Below are 19,877 nucleotides of genomic sequence, written 5' to 3' on the forward strand. Positions count from 1 at the left end.
AAGACCATAGCGCGGTAGGAGTATAGCCCCCCGATCTCAACCGAAATCCTGTCATGGTAGCGCAAAAAGAGAGGGCGCTCGGGAGGAGTTCGAGCGCCCTTTAGAGACCAGCCTTGGGAGGAGGATATGTGCTGGTAGGAGCAATACTGGGTTAAACTGGTAAAAAAAGTCTTAACGCGCAAGTCGTGCCGCTCGATTGCTTGCGCAAGACGGCTGCAAGCGAAGTAATACGCCCGGACATCTTACCTTTTACGCGCCACATCGCGGTGCCATCTTGCTGTTTTTACGTACGAAGTCCGTCACCACGGCCAGGGTCGGCGCCGCCTTGCGCAACGGCCACGACAAAGCGGCCACGATGTCGATATGGCCGACACCTTCGAGAAGTTCGATCGTCACCGGGTTGCCAGCACGGCGAAGCGCCTCATCCATTTGCCGCGTGTCCAGCGCGTGAACGGTGCTGTCGTCCAGCCCGTGCACGAGAAGCGCCGGCGGATGGCGGCCGTCGGCAAAATCGATGACCTGGCTTCTGCCACGCGTTTGCGGCGGAAAGACCGGTTTCCATTTGTTGGTGATGTCGAAATTGTACGGACCCGCCAAGCCGATGAAGCCGGCAACGGTCCCGCAGGGATCGATCCCGTGCGGGCGCAGATAACGTTCGTCGAAGGTGACGAGACCGCCAATGTGCGCGCCGGCGCTATGGCCCATCACGAAGATTGGCAGGTCGCCCGCCGCATCCCTTTTGATCGTCGAAAAGGCCAGCGCTGCATCCTCCACGAAGGTCGGAAATTGCACCTTCGGATGCAGCCGGTAATCGGGAATGGCGACGGCGAACCCTTCCCTCGCCAGAGCCGCGCCAACGAATTCATACATACCGCGATGGCCGCTGTTCCAGCTTCCGCCGTAATAGAAAATGACGAGCGCTTGCGGTTCGGCCTCTGCCGGTCGGTAGAGATCGTAGCGGTGGCGTTTCTGCTGCCCGTAAGCGATGCCTCGCTCAACGGTCAGGCCCTTCTCGGTGGTCACGGCGTTCAACAGCGTCGCGCCGCCGCAACCGGACAGGATAAGGCCGAACAGTCCGATGGCGATGGCAGTAAAACGCATGAAACCTCCATGGAATGGCGGAGGGTGGACCGCCCTCACCCGAACCGACGGCAGCCACCGGCCGGTCCACGCTTTCATGGACGTATCAAGATCGCCGCAAGTTTCAAGCCGGGCCGCACGAGGAACGGTTCTGGTTGTGATTTAGCGGCGTCGCTCGACGGAAACCGCCTTGATCATGGCGGTAACGCGCTGGCCTTCATGCAGTCCCATCTCGAAGAGACTCTTGCGGGTCACGCGCGCGCGCAACCTGACCTGTCCGAGCCCCAGAAGAAGTTCAGCGTATGGCCCTGTACGATCTGGCGCGATAGCCGCAATCGTCGTGACGAGCCGGTTTCGGATCGACAGCCCCTCCATCGCGCCCGCATCGCCGACCGCAAGGCTGACATCGCCGGCCAGAATGCGCAGCCGCACGATCTGCCCAACGGAAAACCCGCCCTGGGTCAGTTCCAGCGCTTCGCCGCCGAGATCGACGGTGGCGATACCGAATTGGGAGTCGATAGCCGTCACCTTGCCCTCGACCAGCGCGCCGGCTTCCCCCTGGCCCAGCGCGGCATCAGTCTCGAAGCGCGGAAAGATGTCGAGCGCCGGCCCCGCCGCCAGCGTTCTGCCACCGTCCATGACGACAAGCGTCTCGGCTAGCCGCGCCACCTCGCCGACATTGTGGCTGACGAAGACGATGGGAATATCGGTTTCGTCGCGCACCCTCTCGATCATGGGCAGCAGTTCCGCCCGCCGGGCCGGATCGAGTGAGGCCAGCGGCTCGTCCATCAACAGCAGCGCCGGATCGGACAGGAGCGCCCGCCCGATGGCGACGCGCTGGCGCTCGCCGCCGGAAAGGGTGCGCGGTTTGCGGTCTAGCAGATGCCCGATGCCGAGAAAGCCCGCCATGTGCCGCAACGCTTCATCGGTCGGCCCCCGCCCGCCATGACGGCCATAGGTGAGATTGGACGCGACAGTCAGATGCGGCAGAAGCCGCCCTTCCTGGAAGACGAAACCGACCCGCCGCTTCTCCGCCGGAACGCCGATGCCGCGTGCGCTGTCGAGGAGGATGCGCTCACCCAGTCGGATCGTCCCACTCGCGCCGGGAACGAGCCCGGCAATCGCACGCAGCGCCGTGGTCTTGCCCGCCCCGGACGGGCCGAAGAGTGCGGTGACGCCCGCCTCCGCATCGAAGCGGCATTCGGTCTCGAACGCGCCCTGACGAACGACGATGTCGACATGCAGCATCTCGCTCATCGGCCAGCGGCCCCGGCACCCAGTCGCCGCTGCACCAGTTCGGATACGATCACCGCGCCAAGCGCCAGCACCACGGAAAAGCCGATCAGCCGCAAAGCCGCGGCGTCGCCCTGTGGGCTTTGCAGCAGCGAATAGATGGCCAGCGAGAGCGTTTGCGTTTCACCCGGCACGTTGGAAACGAAGGTGATGGTGGCGCCGAACTCACCGAGCGCCTTGGCGAAGCCCAGAATGCCGCCGGCGATGAGGCCGGGCAAGCCGAGCGGCAGCGTGATCGTCAGGAACCGGCGCAGGCGCCCGACACCCAGCGTTCGCGCCATCTCGGACAGCGACGGATCGATGGCCTCGAGCGACAGGCGAATGGGCCGCACGAGAAGCGGAAACGCCATGACGCCGGCGGCCAGCGCCGCGCCGGTCCAGCGGAAGGCGAAGGTGAAACCGAGCCATTCGCGCAGCGGCCCGCCGATTGGCCCCTGCGTGCCGAACAGTACCAGAAGCCCGTAGCCGGTGACGACCGGCGGCACGACCAGCGGCAGCATGACGAGCGCCTGCGCAAAGGATTTGCCGGGAAAATCATGCCGCGCAAACAGCCAGGCTACGGCGAAGGCCAGCGGCAGCGCAACGAGGATCGCCATGCCGGCCACCCGCAGCGACAGCAGAACGATCTGGATTTCAGTCTCGCTCATCCGTCCGCATGGCCGCGCTTGATGGGTTGGAAGCCCGCGCTCTGCATGGCCGTCTGCCCTTCCGGTCCGACGAGAAAATCGAGGAAAGCGCGCGCACCGTCTTCGTCCTGCCCCGTGCCGGTCAGCGCGGCGGGATAGGCGATGGGATCGTGGCTTGCCGGCGGGAAAGTGTAAAGCGCCGCAAGTTCGGGCGCAGAAGCCAGATCGGACGCGTAGACGATGGCGCGCGCCACCTCGCCGCGCCGCACCAGTTCGAGCGCGATCCGCGCATTTTCACCGAGGACGGCGCGCGACGTAAGATCGGACCAGAGCCCGGCATTCTCCAACGCCTGGCGCGCGTAGATCCCCGCCGGCACATGGCCCGGATCGCCCATTGCGAAGCGGCTCTCGCCGAGCGCTGCGGCAGCTGTCGCTGCTGTTCCCGCGTCGGCGGGACCGGCAATGACAAGATCGGTGCGGGCGATGTCGGTCCGGCTATCGGTCTCGATCGCGTTCTTCTCTTCCAGCCAGTCCATCCATTGTGCGCTGGCGGATACGAACAGATCGGCCGGCGCGCCCTGCGCGATCTGCTTGGCAAGGATGGAGGATGCCGCAAAGGAAAAGCGCGGGGCCGTCCCGCCAGCGGCGAGATATCGCTCGGCCACCGCGTTCAGAGCGTCGGTCATGGAAGCGGCGGCAAAGACGAGCGGCCCGTTCCACTTGGCATGGACCGGCGTTTGCAGACCGAACAATGTCAGGCCGGTTAGTCCGGCCAGAACGGTGCGGCGAGTGGGGCGGCGCGTGAGCATGATCGCAAACTATCGCCCGCCTTTGGAGCTGTCACCCGATGAAATGGGATGCCATACCCACTCGCCGAACTGCGCCGTCTCAGCCGACCGCGTTGCGGACGAGCGTGAATTGCGCGCCCGTATCGCTGACGCAATTGAGCTGGCCGCGGCCGGCAAAGTTGCAGGTCGCCTTGGATTGGCGCTGCTGCCGAACCGAGTAGAAGTCGAGCGCGACCCGGTCGCCTGATTCCACATAGGTGCCCTCGGTCACGGTCTCGCCCGTTGCCCGCAGCGTGGTCGAGAACCGTCCGCTATTGCTGAAGCTCGACATCGCCACGCCATCCGTCGCCATCCATTGGCCCGCCACACGCGAGGACGGCTTGAGGGAGGCGCGGTCCGAGGACCCGGGCCCGGTGGTGCAGCCGGCAATTGCCGCCGCAGCCAGCAACAGTGTGAATGCACGGTAATGCATGAATGGAACCCCCGTTTCGAATGCAACACGCCGACATAGGCCGACCGGCGCCAGTCTTGCCCGTCCGGCCCGCCGCAACAAGCACATAGATTATCGTCGCTTCAGTTTATGCTGGATTGCGCTAAAATGCGACCAGAACGTTGCGGAATTGCCATGGGTCGCTCTCGTCGATGGCTTCGACGAAATATTTGTTGCGATCCTGGAGCGGCGTCCAGTCCGTGTAATGACCCTCGACCGGGCCGAGATATGGGTTCTGGATTTCGAGGCAGCGCCTGTAGTCCATCTCGTCGGCCTCGACGATCCCAGCCTCCGGGTTCTCCAAAGCCCAGGCCATGCCGGCCAGCACGGCGGATGTGACCTGCAGACCTGTCGCATTCTGATAGGGCGCGATGTCGCGGGTTTCCTCGATGGACAGGCGCGATCCGTACCAGTAGGCGTTCTTGTCATGACCGTAGAGCAGGACGCCGAGTTCATCGACGCCGTCCACAATCTCGTCCTCGTCGAGCACGTGATAGTTCGGCTGCATATGCCCGCCATTGCCGAACATTTCGTGTAGCGACAGCACCGCATCGTCGGCGGGGTGATAGGCGTAATGCACCGTCGGTCGGTATTCGGGCTTCAACCCCTCGCCGATGGTGAAGAAATCGGAGATCGACACGCTCTCATTATGGGTGACGAGATAGCCATATTGCGGGCCGGGCGTTGGACACCAGGTCCGCACCCGCGTATTGGCGCCCGGCTGTTCCAGAAAGATCGCCGACTGGCAGCCCGATCCATCGGCCTGGGTTTTCGCGTTTTCCGGCATCCATTTTTCATGCGTGCCCCAGCCCAGTTCCGCCGGCTGCAGACCTTCGGCGACGAAGCCCTCGACGCTCCATGTGTTCCAGAACTCGCCCATCGGCTTGGGATTCTTCGTCCGCTGCGTATCGCGCTCGGCGATGTGGACGCCCTTGACACCGGCATCGCGCATCAGCCGCGCCCAGCCTTCGCGGTCGTCGACCGCCGGTTCGTCGAAATCCATGCCCATATCGTTCGCAACGTTCACCAGTGCCTGCTTGACGAACCAGGACACCATGCCAGGATTGGCGCCGCAGCACGAAACGGCGGTCGTTCCGCCGGGATTGGCGCGCTTCTCCGAACGCACCGTCTCGCGCAGCGCGTAATTGGTGCGCGCCGCATTGCCGAGACTGTCGTCGAAATAATAGCCGAGCCACGGCTCCACCACCGTATCGATATAAAGAACGCCGAGTTCGCGGCATAGCTTCATCAGAGCGAGCGAGGACGTATCCACCGACAGATTGACGCAGAAGCCCTGCCCCTCGCCTTCCGTCAGCAGCGGCGTCAGAAGGTCGATATAGTTTTCCTTCGTCACCGCCTCTTCGATCAGTGGAACGCCGCGCTCGGCCAGAAGAGACTTGTCGGCGTCCGCCACCTTCGGGTCGATCACCCTGAACCGGCTCTTGTCGTAGTCGAAATGCCGTTCGATCAGCGGCAGCGTGCCGCGGCCGATGGAGCCGAAACCGATCATGATGACGGGTCCGGTGATCTTGGCGTGAACGGGCCAGTTCTGCTCGGCCATGGGCGTTTGTCTCCTACTGCTCGGCGCTGTCGCGGTTCCTCTCTGGCGCAACTAGCACATTCTTCGACGGATCAAGAACGGGTTTTGCGCATCGGAAACGGGACGCCGCCGATCGCTGTCCTATGTGCCCGTTTCGAAACCAGATGGGACATCACGATGAGCAATGAATACACCCTGCCGAAGGTCTGGACCTGGGAAAAGGAAAGCGGCGGCCGCTTCGCCAGCATCAACCGGCCGATTGCAGGACCGACGCACGATAAGGACCTGCCGGTCGGCGACCATCCCTTCCAGCTCTATTCGCTGGCGACGCCGAACGGCGTGAAGGTCACCGTCATGTTCGAGGAACTGCTGGAAGCGGGTCATTCGGACGCTGAGTACGACGCCTGGCTGATGGATATTGGCGAGGGCGACCAGTTCGGATCGGGCTTCGTGGACATCAATCCCAATTCGAAGATCCCGGCTCTGCTGGACCGGAGCGAAAACCCGCCGCAGCGCGTGTTCGAAAGCGGCGCCATCGTGTTGTATCTGGCGGAAAAATTCGGCGCGTTCCTGCCGACCGACCGCGCCGGCCGCACCGAAGTGCTGAACTGGGTGTTCTGGCAGATGGGCGCGACGCCCTTCCTCGGCGGCGGTTTCGGCCATTTCTACGCCTATGCGCCGGAGAAATACGAATACCCCATCAACCGCTACGCCATGGAGGTTAAGCGCCAGCTCGACGTTCTGGATCGCGAACTGGCGGACAAGGCGTATTTGGCCGGCGACGATTACACCATCGCCGACATCATCGCCTGGCCCTGGTATGGACAGCTTGTCCTCGGGCGCGCCTACGACGCCGCCGAATTTCTGGCTGTGTACGAATATGAAAACGTCATGCGCTGGGCCAAGGCGATCGATGCCCGTGCCGCCGTCTCGCGCGGACGCATGGTCAACAACGTCAATGGCGATCCGAAATATCAGCTGCGCGAACGCCATTCCGCGGACGATTTCGACAAGAAGACGCAGGACAAACTCGACAAGGGTTAGAGCGGAGCAAATCTCTGTTGAACCTTGCCGCGCCCATCTCTAGATCAACCGCATCATGGATCAGAAGACAACGACAGCCGACGACGATCGATCTGACGAGAACGGGAATCGCTCGGGCTGGGCGTTCGACCGATTCCCGCCGCACGACCGCTCGTTTCGCGCCCGCGCAGCGCGGCTCATCTCCAGCAAACGGTTCGAATGGACGGTTATCGTCCTGGTCGTACTGAATGCGATCATCCTCGGTCTGGAAACGAGCACAACCGTGATGGGCGCGGTCGGGCCGGTTCTGAAGGCATTGGATAAAACGATCCTCGCCGTCTTCGTCGTGGAGCTGGCGCTGCGCGCCTTCGTTCACCGCGCCCGTTTCTTTCATGATGGCTGGCGGGTGTTCGACCTCTTCGTCGTTGGCATCGCGCTGGTGCCGACAAGCGGCGACCTGGCAGTGCTGCGTGCGCTGCGCGTCTTGCGGATTCTGCGCCTCATCTCAGTCATTCCGTCGTTGAGAAAGGTCGTGACCGGCCTCGTCACCGCCTTGCCCGGCATGGGCTCCATCGTCGTCCTGATGGCGCTGGTCTTCTACGTCTTCTCGGTCATGGCGACCGGCCTGTTCGGTGAGACCTTTCCCGACTGGTTCGGTGGGCTCGGCGCGTCCGCCTATTCGCTGTTCCAGATCATGACGCTGGAAAGCTGGTCGATGGGCATCGTCCGCCCGGTCATGGAAGCGCATTCCTGGGCGTGGATATTCTTCATCGCCTTCATCATGAGCACGACCTTTACCGTGCTGAACCTCTTCATCGGCATCATCGTGTCGGCCATGCAGGCCGAGCATGAAGGCGAAGCCGCCGAGGAGCGCCATACGCTGCAGGATAATCAGGCGGCGATGGCCGAAGAGGTCAAGGCCATGCGCGCCGAGTTGCAGGAACTGACGCGCCTGCTGCGCGAGCGGGATCGGTAGGCAGGCCTACGCTTTGCTTTTGAACGATCTGTAACCGAAAGAGCCGATCGGTTATGTTCGCGCAGGAAGGAGGCGGAGCCATGAACATCCTGTGCGCCGTGCCGACGATCGTTGACCGCAGCCATCTTCTGCCTCGCCTGAAACGCGTTTTATTCTTGGCTGTACTCGTGGCCATTTCAGCCGGTCCCGCCATGGCTGCACCGGAAGACTTTATCGGGCTGAACTGCGCGACGACCATCATCACCGGCACCGAAGACCCGGAACGCTCGCGCGGCATCGTCGAAGTGTTCGAAGAGGTGGCCGTCAAGATGAGCGGCGACGAAGAAGGCGTTGCCTCAAACCGGATCGCCGAACCGCCCGACGGCCCAGCTGCCCTCATCGAACGCATCGAACTGGAAGATCGGATGAAGGGCATTCCGGTCCATGATGAGCAGGGCACGCGCGAGCGTCCGCATTTCCTGCGCGTGTGCTTCGACCGGGACAAAATGGCTGCCCTCCTGCGGGCCTCCGGTTCCGATGTCTGGCCGGAACCGCGACCGGAAGTTCGGATCGTCCTGGCCGTCGAGACCCCGAACGCCGCCTACATCGTCCGGAGAGAGGGCGCGGACGGTTACGGCCAACGCCTCGCGCTGATCGACACCGCCACTAAGCGCGGTCTTCCCATCCGACTGCCGACCGACGAAGACCATGCAAGTGAAGCCCGCGACATCGCAAGGTTCGTCGAAACCGGCCAGATCGGGAAGAAAGGCGCAATGCCGACGCTATACGGGACGTTGACGCTCAACGCCGATGGCGCCGACTGGAACGCCGCATGGCGGCTCGACGACGACGAAGCCTGGCACGTTGATGAAGTCAGTTTCGACGACGCCATCCGCGAGGGCATAGGCGGCGCCATCGACCGTTTGCGAACCCAGTAGGGCGCTCACGCCTCCCGATCCGCCGCCTCCAGCTCGTCGATCAGCCCTTCCAGCATGGATAGCCCCTTGGTCCAGAAGGCGGGATCGGACGCATCGAGCCCGAACGGCGCGAGCAGTTCCGAATGGTGCTTCGTGCCGCCGGCGGCCAGCATGTCGAGATAGCGGTCGGCGAAGCCGTCCGAAGCGTTCTGATAGACCGCATAGAGCGAGTTCACCAGGCAGTCGCCGAACGCATAGGCGTAGACATAGAAGGGCGAGGCGATGAAGTGCTTCACATAGGCCCACCAGGCCTCATAGCCTTCGTTCAGCTGCACCGCCGGGCCGAGGCTCTCGGCCTGCACCTCCATCCAGAACCGGCCGATCTGATCGCTGGTCAGTTCACCCTCGCGCCGCGCCGTATGCACCTTCCGCTCGAAGCGGTAGAAGGTGATCTGGCGGATGACCGTGTTGATCATGTCTTCGACCTTGCCAGCCAGCATCGCCTTGCGCTGCGCCGGATCGCTCGTTCGGTCGAGCAGCGAGCGGAAGGTCAGCATCTCGCCGAAGACGGAGGCCGTTTCAGCCAGCGTCAGTGGCGTATCGGCCATCAGCGCGCCCTGCCTGGCGGCGAGCACCTGATGGACGCCGTGGCCCAACTCATGCGCCAGCACCATCACGTCGCGCGGCCGGCCCTGATAGTTGAGCAGAACGTAGGGATGGGCGCTCGGCACGGTCGGGTGCGAAAACGCGCCGGACGCCTTGCCGGCCCGGCTCGGCGCATCGATCCAGTTCTTGTCGAAGAAATCGCTGGCGATTTCCGCCATGCGCGGATCGAACCCGCCATAGGCGTCGAGCACGGTCTGCCGCGCCGTCTCCCAGCCGATGATTTCGCGCGAGGCGGTCGGCAGCGGCGCGTTGCGGTCCCAATGGTTCAGCCTGTCCATGCCGAGCCATTTGGCCTTCATTGCGTAATAGCGGTACGACAGGCGCGGATAGGCGTTGACCACCGCTTCTTCCAGCGCATCGACCACCTCCTTCTCGACGCGGTTGGCGAGATGGCGGCCATCGGCGATGTCCTCGAAGCCGCGCCAGCGCTGGGAGATTTCCAGATCCTTGGCCAGCGTGTTGGTGATGAGCGTGAAGGTGCGGATGTGCGCCCGAAAACCGCCCGTGAGCCCGGCGGCCGCATCGGCGCGCACCTGCGGATCGCCGTCCATCAGAAGGTTCAGCGCCGGCTCCAGCGGCAATGGCTCGCCCTGCCCTGCATCGAAACGCATATGCGTCAGCGTTTCGTCGTAGAGGCGGCTCCAGGCGCCCGCTGCCGTCTGGCTCTTTTCGAGGAAGAGCTGCTCCAGCCTGTCTTCGAGCTGAAACGGCCGGTCCTTGCGCAGATCCTCAACCCAGGGCCGGTAGTGAGCGAGCCGGTCGTCGCGTTCCATCGCCTCCGCCATCATCGTTTCGTCGATCCGGTTCATCTCCAGCGAAAAGAACAGCAGATGCGATGAAGCGTCGGTGATCCTGCTGGCCAGATCGCCATAAAGCTTGCCGCGCGCTTCATCAGACGTATCGCCGTAATAGTGAAGGCCGGCAAAGCTCATGATCCGGCCCATCAGCTCCTCGATCGCCTCATAGGCTTCGATGGCCGCGCCCAGCCCGTCATCGCCGGTCTTTTCGGCCGCCTCCGCCAAAGTGCCGGCCCAACGCTCCTGAAACGCCTTCGCCAGATCGGCCGACCGTGCGACATCGGCCGTCAGTGCCTTATCCTCCGGTCCCGAATAAAGGTCGGAAAGGTCCCATTCGGGCAATTCGCCGAGAGCCGACGACTCCGGCTCTGCGGCAGGCGTTTGCTGGGATTGCGCCGGCTGAAGGGCGTTACGCATCAGGCTGATCCAATCATTTCTGTGAAGGGCGATCGCCGGGCTCGGGCGATCACCTCCTGTTAACCGCGTTTCTTGGGGTGCCATTTAGGGGCTTGCGTGATGATGGTCCACGTTTGCCCGAAGCGAAGGTCCGAGCCGGTCCATGCCGATCACGATTTTGACTGTCGATGACGAACCCGTCCAGCGCCGACTGGCCAATGAAACGCTGACCCGTGCCGGCTACCGCGTGGTGGAGGCGGAACATGGCGAAGCGGCGCTTCGCATTCTCTCCGACGAAAGCGCCGGTCCGATCGATCTCGTCCTGCTCGATCTGATGATGCCGGGCATGGACGGTCTCGAGACGCTGGAAGTGATGCGGCAAAAGGAGTTCGACCAGCCGGTCGTCGTGCTGACGGCAAAGGGCGGCATGGAAAGCGTCATCGCGGCCATGCGCGCCGGCGCTTTCGACTACGTTGTCAAACCCGTTGCGCCGGAGCGGCTGCGGGCCGCCGTCCATGACGCGCTCAAGGTGAAGGAAAGGGTCGAGACCCCACGTCGTCGCAAGGGCAGTGCTTCGAACGCCTCGATCAGCTTCGACAACCTCATCGGCCGGTCCGAGGCAATGGCCCGTGTGATCACGATGGCGAAGAAGGCCGCCGCTTCCAACATTCCGATCATCATCGAAGGCGAGAGCGGCGTCGGCAAGGAAAAGCTGGCGCGCGCCATCGCCAATGCGTCCGACCGCGCCCGCAAGAAATTCGTCACCGTCAATTGCGGCGCGATCCCGAAGGATCTCGTCGAAAGCATCCTCTTCGGGCACGAAAAAGGCGCGTTTACCGGTGCAACCGAACGGCAGACCGGAAAGTTCGTCGAAGCGGACGGCGGTACGCTGTTTCTCGACGAGATCGGCGATCTGCCGTTGGACGCCCAGGTCAAGCTTCTGCGCGCCGTGCAGGAGGGCGAGGTCGATCCGGTCGGCGCTCGCCAGACCCGCCAGGTCGATGTGCGCTTCATCTCCGCCACCCATCACGATTTGCTGGCCGCGGTTCAGGCTGGCCATTTTCGCGAGGATTTGTTCTACCGGCTCTCTGTCTTTCCCATCCGTATGCCGCCGCTACGCGAGCGCCGCGACGACATCGTGCCGCTGGCCGAGCAGTTCACGCGCAATTTCGCACGCAGCGAGAATGCCGGCCACATCAAGGGGATCGACCGCAGCGCGCTGAACCTTCTCATGCGTTACGACTGGCCGGGCAATATCCGCCAGTTGGAGAACACGATTTTCCGGGCCGTGGTCCTGGCCGACGGGCCGCAGCTCACGCAGAACGATTTTCCACAGATCGCAACCCAGCTCGGCACGCCTGTGGCCGGTCACGAACGGCACCTTTCCGATCGGGAAGACCGCCGCGCGCCGACAGACGAAGCCGCGAACGAACTGAGCGGGCTGCGTCGCGCTGCCGCGGCCCTTCGCCAGGCCGAACAGCATCCGACCTCGGACCCGGCGTCCGACGCGTTGATGGACGGCTTTCTGGCCGCACTGGACAGTGACGATCATATCCGACCGCTTACCGAGATCGAGGAAGAGATGATCCGGCTGGCGATCGACCATTATGGCGGACAGATGAGCGAAGTGGCCCGACGTCTCGGCATCGGCCGATCGACGCTCTATCGCAAACTCAAGGAATATGGCATTGACCCCGACGCCATGCGCGAAGCAGGGTGAGAGCGGCTGCCTGAAAGGCAGGGGTGGCCCTTAACTCTCTGTTTACCATGCTCTCGCCTTTGCAACGCCGAAGCGCCAAATTGTCAAACTGTCACCGCATTTACACAGCACTAAGCACCCATTAACCAGTCTGTCCTTAGGATGAACGGAAAGTAAACGCCGTTGTCGTGTCGGATTGGTAGGGGACAGGGGCGCCAGTAAAATGGCGGGTGCAACGTGAATGATCGACTGGGTCTACGCCGTTTGATCGGCGAATTTCATCGGATGCCATCTCTTCTGCGGGTCGGCCTGCCGGTCCTGGCGGTTTTCGCAGCCCTTCTGATCTCATCCACCCATGCCGAAGCAGCCAACCGTTCTTTGAAGCTCTTCAATGTCCATACCAAGGAAAAGGCGGAGATCGTCTACAAGCGGAACGGACGCTATGACTCCAAGGGCTTGCGCAAGATAAGCCACATGCTGCGCGACTGGCGCCGCAACGAGCCGACCAAAATGGACCCGCAGCTTCTGGATATCGTCTGGGAAGCATACCGTCAGACGGGGTCGCGCAAGCACATCCACATCATTTCCGGTTACCGGTCGCCCAAGACCAACTCCATGCTTCGCCGCACCCGTGGCGGACAGGCCAAGAAAAGCCAGCACATGCTCGGCAAGGCCATGGATTTCTACATTCCGGGCGTCAAGCTGTCGAAGCTGCGGGAAATCGGCTTCAAGCTGCAGGGCGGCGGCGTCGGCTATTATCCGCGCTCCGGCTCGCCTTTCGTTCATTTCGATACCGGCAATGTTCGCGCATGGCCGCGCATGAGCCGCAAGGAACTGGCGCGCGTTTTCCCGAAAGGCAACACGCTGCACCTGCCTGCCGACGGCAAACCCCTGCCTGGCTACCAGACGGCGATGTCGGCCTATAAGAAGCGCAAGTCCAAGGGCATCGCCTATGCCGGCGGCAGCAAGTCATCCGGTGGCGGCGGTGGCGGAGGCTTCCTTGCCGCGCTCTTCGGTGGCGGCAATGACGAGGCGGAGGACAACGCTGAAATCGCGGTTGCCCGCGCGCCGGCCCGCCGCTCCAACCCCGTACCGCAGGCCGTTGTCAGCGCACCGGAGCCGACCCCCGGCCAGTTGCTTGCCGCGCTGCCCGCATCGTCGGTGCCGCTTCCTCTCGTGTCGCCGCGCCGCGTAGGCGCACCGACACCGCCAGCCGATATTCCGGCCGCGCCGGCTCCCGGCTCGGCAACGGTTCCAACGGCGCCGGTGGCAGTTCCAGCAGCGCCGATCGATGGCAATGACGAGGTTGGTGCGCTGATCGCCGCTGCGGAAGTGCCGCTTCCCGCCGCTCGCCCGCGCGTGGATGAACCCTCGTCGACGCTTCTGGCGCTCGCTTCCGAGCCTGGCGCTTCCAATGGCGGGCTGGAAGCCGCCAACGCCGTAGCCAATGCAGGCATGGCTGTCCCACTTCCGGTCAGACGTCCGCAGAGCGACGCCAACGCATTGCTGGCTGCACTGGACAGCTCGCGCCCCGACGTTCCCACGCCAATCCTTCCGACGCGCCGGACCGAGGTGGCGTCCGCGCCGTCAGATCCGTTGTCCCTTTCTGACGCGCCAAAGCCCCAGGCTGTGACGTTTGCAAGTGCGACCGGTAGCCTGAGAGGCGGACGCTTGAGCAATGGCGGCGCAACCGAACTGGCCATGACGGATATTCCGACAAGCCGGCGGATCCGTGCCGATATGATCTCTCCCTCGGTCACAGGAACGACCGCCACGGCCGACCGTCCCGGCAAGGCCGATGTCGCCGCTCTCGAAGCGCAGCGCAGGGAAGCGCTGATCCGGCTGAACGATATCGATCAGGCGCGCTGGGCCATCAAGATTGGATCGCCGAAGATCGAGCGGAAGACAGCGGAAGCCACCCGCTCACTGCGCACGCCGCCACGGCAGATGGTCATCACGGCCTTCACGCAGGAGCCGCAGAACAAGCGACCCGATGCTTTCGCCGGCAATGCGATCAACTTCCAGACCGTGGCCCGCTTCGAACGCTGAGCATCGCAATCGGGAACCAAGAACGTTAGACGCTCGCCACGCACCCCGTTGGCGGGCGTTTTCGTCGATCACGCTGGCAGGCAGACAGTATCGTCAACGCAGCAGGCGTTGTTCGACGTCTTGCGATTGAAAAAAGCGCCCGAATTCCGTCAGACAGTTGCCAAACCGTGAGCCTCGCGCGCCAGCCGCTCGATCCCGTCCCAGTCTTCGGCATCCATCAGATCGTTCGGTGTGATCCAGGACCCGCCAACGCACAAGACATTCGGCAAGGACAGATAGTCCGGCGCGCTTTGCGGCGTAATGCCGCCGGTCGGACAAAAGGCGACACCCGATATTGGGCTGGAAAGCGATTTCAGAAAGGAAATGCCGCCGCTCTGCTCGGCCGGAAAGAATTTCAGAATCGAATAGCCTTCCTCGACCATGCTCATAATCTCCGATGGCGTGGTCGCGCCCGGCAGATAGGGCACCATATGATCCTTGGCTTCGTTCAGCAGTTCGACGGTCGTTCCGGGCGACACGATGAACTGCGAGCCTGCGGCTTCGGCTTCCTTGAACTGTTTGGGATTGAGGACCGTGCCGGCGCCGACGATCGCGCCCTCCACCTCGCTCGCCACGAGACGGATCGCATCGAGCGCATCGTTCGTCCGCAAGGTGATCTCGATGGCAGGAAGGCCGCCCGCGACAAGCGCCTTCGCCATCGGCACGGCATGCGCCAGATTGGCGATTTGCACGACGGGAATGACCGGCTGGCCTCTGAGCACTTTCGACAGCGCTTCGTTCTTCTGCTGCATCTTCATCGTTGCGACCGTCCCTTTTCGTCGATTCCGTCCAACGACTTACTCGTCTTCGTTACGTCAGTCCAACCGAACCCGACCGAAAACCCTTTGAAGAATGGCGTAGAGGAGCGTGAGAAACGCCCAGCCGACGGAAGAGCGGCCCGTGGCAGCCTGTCCCGGCGCGTCGTTTTTCGTCGGGCTTTGCTTCCGCGCAGCTAGAACCTGCGTCAATTTCGCTCGCGTTCGCTGCCCGGCGACGCCATCTATCGGAAGACCCCAATCGTTCTGAAAGCGTCGGACGACCGTTTCGGTCCGCGAACCGAAAATGCCGTCGATCTGTAGATCGTGTCCGAGTTTCGTAAGGTCGGCCTGCAATCGGCGAACCGCCTCGCCTTTCGCGCCAATGCGCAGAAGGATCGGGACCGCTTTACACGAAAGCGTTCCGCCGAAGAGAGGGTCATAGACCGCAAAGGCGTCCGCCATTTTGCGGTCATAGGCGTTCTTCGCATAGGCCGGCCCATTATACCCTTTGGCAAACGCCCGGAAATCTGGGGCCCTGAGCGCTTCATCCAGCCGGGTCTTCTCGATAAAGCGTCCCATCAGGCGGACCTGCCCGCCGGGCCCGTTTCGCGCATCCGCGACCAGGGCATCGACCGAGGGGTAGCCGAGCCAGCGCCAGTGCGATCCCATCACCTGGCCACAGCCCCAGGAGCAGCTTTCATGCGCCGCGACATGATGGATCGCGGCGGCGCGCTTCAGCATTGCCCAACGCGCCGCCTGTCCGCGCGGGTTTTTGATGCGCCCTGCGCGCGGATCGGCGAGACCGGCCTCTCTGGCGATTGTTCGGGCGCGCCCCGCCAGCCGCCGGTCGAAATAATGGCCTTCGAACCGGATCAGCGGCTCGTCGCGTCCGCCGATTTGCGCCGAAAGCCGACCGCCGCTCTCCACCGCGACGACCGCCGCGAGCGCGGCCGGCGGGACGTCCAGCCGCCTGGCCTCTTTCTCGATTGCATCACGAAGCGACGGTTCCAATGTCGGCACAGCCATCGTACTATCCTTCTTCAGTAAAGAGGGGTCATTGTCGGTGGCTCGAGAGAAGCGTGGAAAAGCTATCGGTTTTTCGATAGAGCAGCCGCCATGACACACGACACCGAGCTGCCCGTTCGCATCTGCGCGCTCTACTGTTTCACCAGGGTGGAGGATGCGCCCATCCTGCGCGAACGCCTTCTGAAGCTGTGCGAGGCGCAGGGCATTCGCGGCACGCTTCTCATCGCAAAGGAAGGCGTCAACGGTACGGTCGCGGGAGCGGACGACGCCATCGATGCGCTTCTCGCGGAACTGGACGACGCGCTTGATTTTTCGCGCGCCGAGATAAAGTTCGCACGGGAGGCGACGATGCCGTTTCATCGGCTCAAGGTGCGTCTGAAAAAGGAGATCGTAACGATGGGCGTCGACGATCTCGATCCCGTTCACGGCGCCGGCACGCATCTGTCGCCAGCGGAATGGAACGCCCTGCTCGCCGATCCCGAAACTGTCGTGATCGATACCCGCAACGATTACGAGACCGCGCTCGGCACTTTCGACAAGGCCATCGATCCCGCGACCGCGACATTCCGTGAGTTTCCGGAGTGGGCAGCGCGTCACGACAATGAGCTGCGCGGCAGGAAGCTGGCCATGTTCTGCACCGGCGGCATACGCTGCGAAAAGGCCACCGCCTATATGAAGGCGCTTGGCCATGAGGAGGTCTATCACCTCAAGGGCGGCATTCTGGCCTATCTGGAAGAGGTGCCGGAGAAAGAGAGCCGCTGGCAGGGCGATTGCTTCGTCTTCGACGAGCGCGTGGCTGTCGGCCACGGCCTCGCGCCGTCGGACGCAACGCTCTGCCGCGCCTGTCGCCACCCCCTGACGCCTGAGGAGCGCGCCGAACCCACCTATGAAGAGGGTGTCTCCTGTCCGCATTGCATCGATGTGCGGACCGAAGCGGACCGTGCCCGCTATCGGCAGCGGCAAAGGCAGATGGAACTGGCGGAACGGGCCGGCCGCAGGCACATAGGCGGCTAGACCGAAAGATCGGCCCTCCCATTCGCATCTTCGGTCCCTACATGAACCGGCAGGACGAACACCAATCCGACAACCGGACCTATCATGGATGCAATGACTCCCGCCGCGCCCACTGCCCATCTGCTCGATACGCCGCTCGATCGCGACGAAGCGCTGAAGATCGGCCCGTTGCCAGCCGATCATCCGCCGGTCAAACCGAAGAAGACAGGCGTCCTTCTCGTCAATCTGGGCACGCCGGACGGTACCGACTACTGGCCGATGCGGCGCTATCTGCGTCAGTTCCTCTCCGACAAGAGGGTCATCGAATGGCCGCGCGCGCTCTGGTATCCGATCCTTTACGGCATCGTGCTGAACACGCGGCCGAAGAAGAGCGGCGCGGCCTATGCCTCCATCTGGAACACAGAGCGCAACGAAAGCCCTCTGCGGACCATCACTCGCAGCCAGGGCGAAAAGCTTTCCGAAGCCCTGGCGGGCGAGCCGCATATCGTCGTCGACTGGGCGATGCGCTATGGCCAGCCCTCCATCGAAGACGTGACCAACCGGCTTCTCGAGCAGGGCTGCCAGAAGATCGTGATGATGCCGCTCTATCCGCAATATTCGGCGTCGACCACGGCGACTGTGCAGGACGATTTCTTCCGCGCGCTGATGAAGTTGCGCTGGCTGCCCTCCATAACGACCATCGGCCCCTGGCATGACGAACCGGTCTATATCGAGGCGCTGGCCCGTTCCATCGAGCAGCATCTGGCTTCGCTCGACTGGGAGCCGGAAAGGGTGATTGCCTCCTATCATGGCATTCCGCAGAGCTATTTTCGGAATGGCGATCCCTATCACTGCCATTGCCAGAAGACCTCACGCCTGCTCGAACAGCGGCTTGGCTGGGACAAGGGGCGGCTGATGACCTGCTTCCAGAGCCGTTTCGGCCCGGAGGAATGGCTCCAGCCCTATACCGACAAGACGGTCGAGAAGCTGGCGAATGATGGGATCAAACGGATCGCCGTTCTCAATCCCGGTTTCGTCGCCGACTGCCTGGAAACGCTGGAAGAGATCGCAGGCGAAGCCGGCGAAATCTTCCACGAGCACGGTGGCGAGAAGTTCTCGCACATTCCGTGCCTGAACGATTCGCCCGAAGGCATGGCCGTGATCGAAGAATTGGTCCGGCGCGAGATTTGAAGGGCTAGGTGGCGGAGGCGTTCATTTCGCCGTCACATCATCCAGGACCAGTTGATTAACCGCACACCAAGTGGGGTAGCTGACATAGTCGCCATGATTTTCGACCGCGTTCAGCACACGAGCATTCCAAAACGGCGAGTTGTAAGGAACGATCGAACGCTTGGTACCGCCCCCCCCACCCGGCAATGAAAGACCGCGCCGGAATTGCACTCTCTTGTTCGAGCCGCTGTCCCACAATTCGGGGATTTCGCGGGCACGAAGAAGCCAACCGTTAGCCACGTCGCACTTCGTCAAATCCTTCTTATTAACGTTGGATAAAGACGTTTGTTTTCCCGCAGAATAATTTAGTATTATCTCGTGCGACGCACCATAAGGATCAGTTCTAGAATATATTTCTCCAGGTTCATAATTTGGCTTATAGTGACCTACCGCGGTTTTGTCTCTCTTATTTTTAAAGAACCACGCCATCGGAAAGAAAAAATCAGTGGCAGAGTCGCATCGCGCGGATTTTTTTCTTTTCAACTCCCCCTCAGACCAATCGCAAGTTGCCGTCATTGCGATCATTCGCGGCTTTTGTTCAAGCGGAAACAAGCGACGCCTCGCCAACCTTTCTGAACGCCCTCTCGATAGTTCAGCATCCACACGCTCATTCATGGCTTCTTGAATAGCAATCCACTTTGAAGCTTCGGAAGCCGGATTAATGAGGAGAACAAGGTCACCGAGTGTCCGGGGAAACTGCCTTCCATGGCTGTGATCGGCAATTTGCGAAATAACCTTCTCTTCATTCAATAAGCCCGTCAGAAGCATGTTACCGCCGAAAGAATGCCCATAGGTTAGCATTTTTCTGTGAGCGGACTTATCGCTTCTGGTAATCGTGGTTGATTCAATCTGCCGTAAGGTGTCGATAAGTAGGGAAGCGTGCTCATCAGACTTCGTCTTCCGTGACCAAACGGTCGGGGCGAACAGAACACTATTGAGAAGCTTACTTTGCGTTCGTCCACGCCACCCAACGTAAATACCGATCAACTCAGTCTCAGAACCATCAATACCAGGTCGTTGATTTAAAAACTCGCGCGAGTACGCAAGCAGTGTTCGAAATTTCTGAATGTCACTATCCGCCACATCTGCATTGTGTCGCCAGCCATGAATATATACGATAACAAAGACGTTATTTTTAGAATTTATAAGATCAATCGTAGATTCAACCTGCTTCGAATCGAATAATCGACTGGGATTTTCATCGATCTCGATAAATGAGAGGTAGTAACGGTCACGGACAGGTCCTGTAGCCCTGTTCGGCATAATATTCTTCTGGATAGAACAATGTCTTGATGTGCTATTCTCCTTCGAGGTCGGAGCATAATTAAGATAGAAATAACAATCCGATAAGTTATATGATATATATTTCCTATATTGCTGACTGCCGACGCAACCGCCGATCAAAGAGGAGAAAGAAATTAGAAGCGCTAGTGATAAAAATTTTTTCATTGCCGTCCCCCACGTCCAAATATTTACAAGATTTTACCAATTTTCAAGTTATTTTTAAATCAT

17 protein-coding genes are annotated in these 19,877 nt (G+C 61.7%); 7 read left to right on the top strand and 10 right to left on the bottom strand.

Features of this window, described 5'->3' with window-relative positions:
* Window positions 1–249: 249 nt before the first annotated feature.
* The 6 genes from B7H23_RS11440 to B7H23_RS11465 form a co-directional block, all read right to left on the bottom strand.
* Window positions 250–1,101 carry an alpha/beta hydrolase gene (locus tag B7H23_RS11440; protein WP_158215824.1) on the bottom strand — a complete coding sequence of 284 codons (852 nt, stop codon included), beginning with the start codon at window positions 1,099–1,101 and terminating at the stop codon, window positions 250–252.
* Window positions 1,102–1,242: 141 nt separating this feature from the next.
* A complete protein-coding gene (gene modC, locus B7H23_RS11445) occupies window positions 1,243–2,328 on the bottom strand; it encodes a molybdenum ABC transporter ATP-binding protein (RefSeq protein WP_094077761.1) in 1,086 nt (361 codons plus the stop codon).
* 5 nt (window positions 2,329–2,333) lie between these two features.
* Complete coding sequence (gene modB, locus B7H23_RS11450) at window positions 2,334–3,020, bottom strand: molybdate ABC transporter permease subunit (protein WP_094077517.1); 687 nt, start codon at window positions 3,018–3,020, stop codon at window positions 2,334–2,336.
* Complete coding sequence (gene modA / locus B7H23_RS11455) at window positions 3,017–3,808, bottom strand: molybdate ABC transporter substrate-binding protein (RefSeq protein WP_094077518.1); 792 nt, start codon at window positions 3,806–3,808, stop codon at window positions 3,017–3,019. The genes modB and modA overlap by 4 nt, the downstream gene beginning before the upstream one ends.
* Window positions 3,809–3,887: 79 nt before the next feature.
* On the bottom strand, window positions 3,888–4,259 hold the full coding sequence (locus B7H23_RS11460; RefSeq protein WP_094077519.1) for an Omp10 family outer membrane lipoprotein: 372 nt from the start codon (window positions 4,257–4,259) through the stop codon (window positions 3,888–3,890).
* A 121-nt stretch (window positions 4,260–4,380) separates the two neighbouring features.
* On the bottom strand, window positions 4,381–5,838 hold the full coding sequence (locus B7H23_RS11465; protein ID WP_094077520.1) for a homospermidine synthase: 1,458 nt from the start codon (window positions 5,836–5,838) through the stop codon (window positions 4,381–4,383).
* A 156-nt stretch (window positions 5,839–5,994) separates the two neighbouring features.
* Between B7H23_RS11465 and yghU the strand changes: the two genes are divergently transcribed.
* The 3 genes from yghU to B7H23_RS11480 all read left to right on the top strand — a co-directional run bounded on the left by yghU (window position 5,995) and on the right by B7H23_RS11480 (window position 8,733).
* Window positions 5,995–6,861, top strand: a complete 867-nt coding sequence (yghU, locus tag B7H23_RS11470; protein ID WP_094077762.1) for a glutathione-dependent disulfide-bond oxidoreductase — start codon at window positions 5,995–5,997, stop codon at window positions 6,859–6,861.
* 55 nt (window positions 6,862–6,916) lie between these two features.
* Entirely contained in the window at window positions 6,917–7,816 is a 900-nt protein-coding gene (locus B7H23_RS11475; protein WP_094077521.1) for an ion transporter, read from the top strand.
* Window positions 7,817–7,896: 80 nt separating this feature from the next.
* Window positions 7,897–8,733 (top strand): DUF2066 domain-containing protein, encoded by an 837-nt coding sequence (locus B7H23_RS11480; protein WP_158215825.1) that lies wholly within the window; start codon window positions 7,897–7,899, stop codon window positions 8,731–8,733.
* 5 nt (window positions 8,734–8,738) lie between these two features.
* Here B7H23_RS11480 and B7H23_RS11485 read toward each other — a convergent pair whose 3' ends face one another.
* Window positions 8,739–10,592 (bottom strand): M3 family oligoendopeptidase, encoded by a 1,854-nt coding sequence (locus B7H23_RS11485; RefSeq protein ID WP_094077523.1) that lies wholly within the window; start codon window positions 10,590–10,592, stop codon window positions 8,739–8,741.
* 142 nt (window positions 10,593–10,734) lie between these two features.
* Here B7H23_RS11485 and B7H23_RS11490 point away from each other — a divergent pair, with 142 nt between their 5' ends.
* Entirely contained in the window at window positions 10,735–12,291 is a 1,557-nt protein-coding gene (locus tag B7H23_RS11490) for a sigma-54-dependent transcriptional regulator (RefSeq protein WP_094077524.1), read from the top strand.
* A 216-nt stretch (window positions 12,292–12,507) separates the two neighbouring features.
* Window positions 12,508–14,319, top strand: coding sequence for a peptidoglycan L,D-endopeptidase MepK (locus B7H23_RS11495; RefSeq protein ID WP_240535076.1), 1,812 nt, complete (start codon window positions 12,508–12,510; stop codon window positions 14,317–14,319).
* A gap of 149 nt (window positions 14,320–14,468) precedes the next feature.
* Here the strand turns inward: B7H23_RS11495 and B7H23_RS11500 are convergent, their stop codons facing one another.
* Together B7H23_RS11500 and B7H23_RS11505 are read right to left on the bottom strand one after the other, a co-directional pair.
* A complete protein-coding gene (locus B7H23_RS11500) occupies window positions 14,469–15,110 on the bottom strand; it encodes a 2-dehydro-3-deoxy-phosphogluconate aldolase (RefSeq protein WP_094077763.1) in 642 nt (213 codons plus the stop codon).
* A gap of 63 nt (window positions 15,111–15,173) precedes the next feature.
* Window positions 15,174–16,142: an N-acetylmuramidase domain-containing protein gene (locus B7H23_RS11505; RefSeq protein WP_094077526.1), complete on the bottom strand. Its 969-nt coding sequence runs from the start codon at window positions 16,140–16,142 to the stop codon at window positions 15,174–15,176.
* 90 nt (window positions 16,143–16,232) lie between these two features.
* Here B7H23_RS11505 and trhO point away from each other — a divergent pair, with 90 nt between their 5' ends.
* On the top strand, window positions 16,233–17,156 hold the full coding sequence (gene trhO, locus B7H23_RS11510; RefSeq protein WP_094077527.1) for an oxygen-dependent tRNA uridine(34) hydroxylase TrhO: 924 nt from the start codon (window positions 16,233–16,235) through the stop codon (window positions 17,154–17,156).
* Between the two features lie 93 nt (window positions 17,157–17,249).
* A complete protein-coding gene (gene hemH / locus B7H23_RS11515; RefSeq protein ID WP_094077764.1) occupies window positions 17,250–18,326 on the top strand; it encodes a ferrochelatase in 1,077 nt (358 codons plus the stop codon).
* Window positions 18,327–18,347: 21 nt separating this feature from the next.
* Here hemH and B7H23_RS11520 read toward each other — a convergent pair whose 3' ends face one another.
* The gene (locus B7H23_RS11520) at window positions 18,348–19,814 is read right to left on the bottom strand and encodes a hypothetical protein (protein WP_143534766.1); all 1,467 of its coding nucleotides are present in this window, start codon (window positions 19,812–19,814) and stop codon (window positions 18,348–18,350) included.
* Window positions 19,815–19,877 lie beyond the last annotated feature (63 nt).

The organism is Notoacmeibacter marinus, from assembly GCF_002238045.1.
GTDB classification, from domain to species: Bacteria; Pseudomonadota; Alphaproteobacteria; order Rhizobiales; family Rhizobiaceae; genus Notoacmeibacter; species Notoacmeibacter marinus.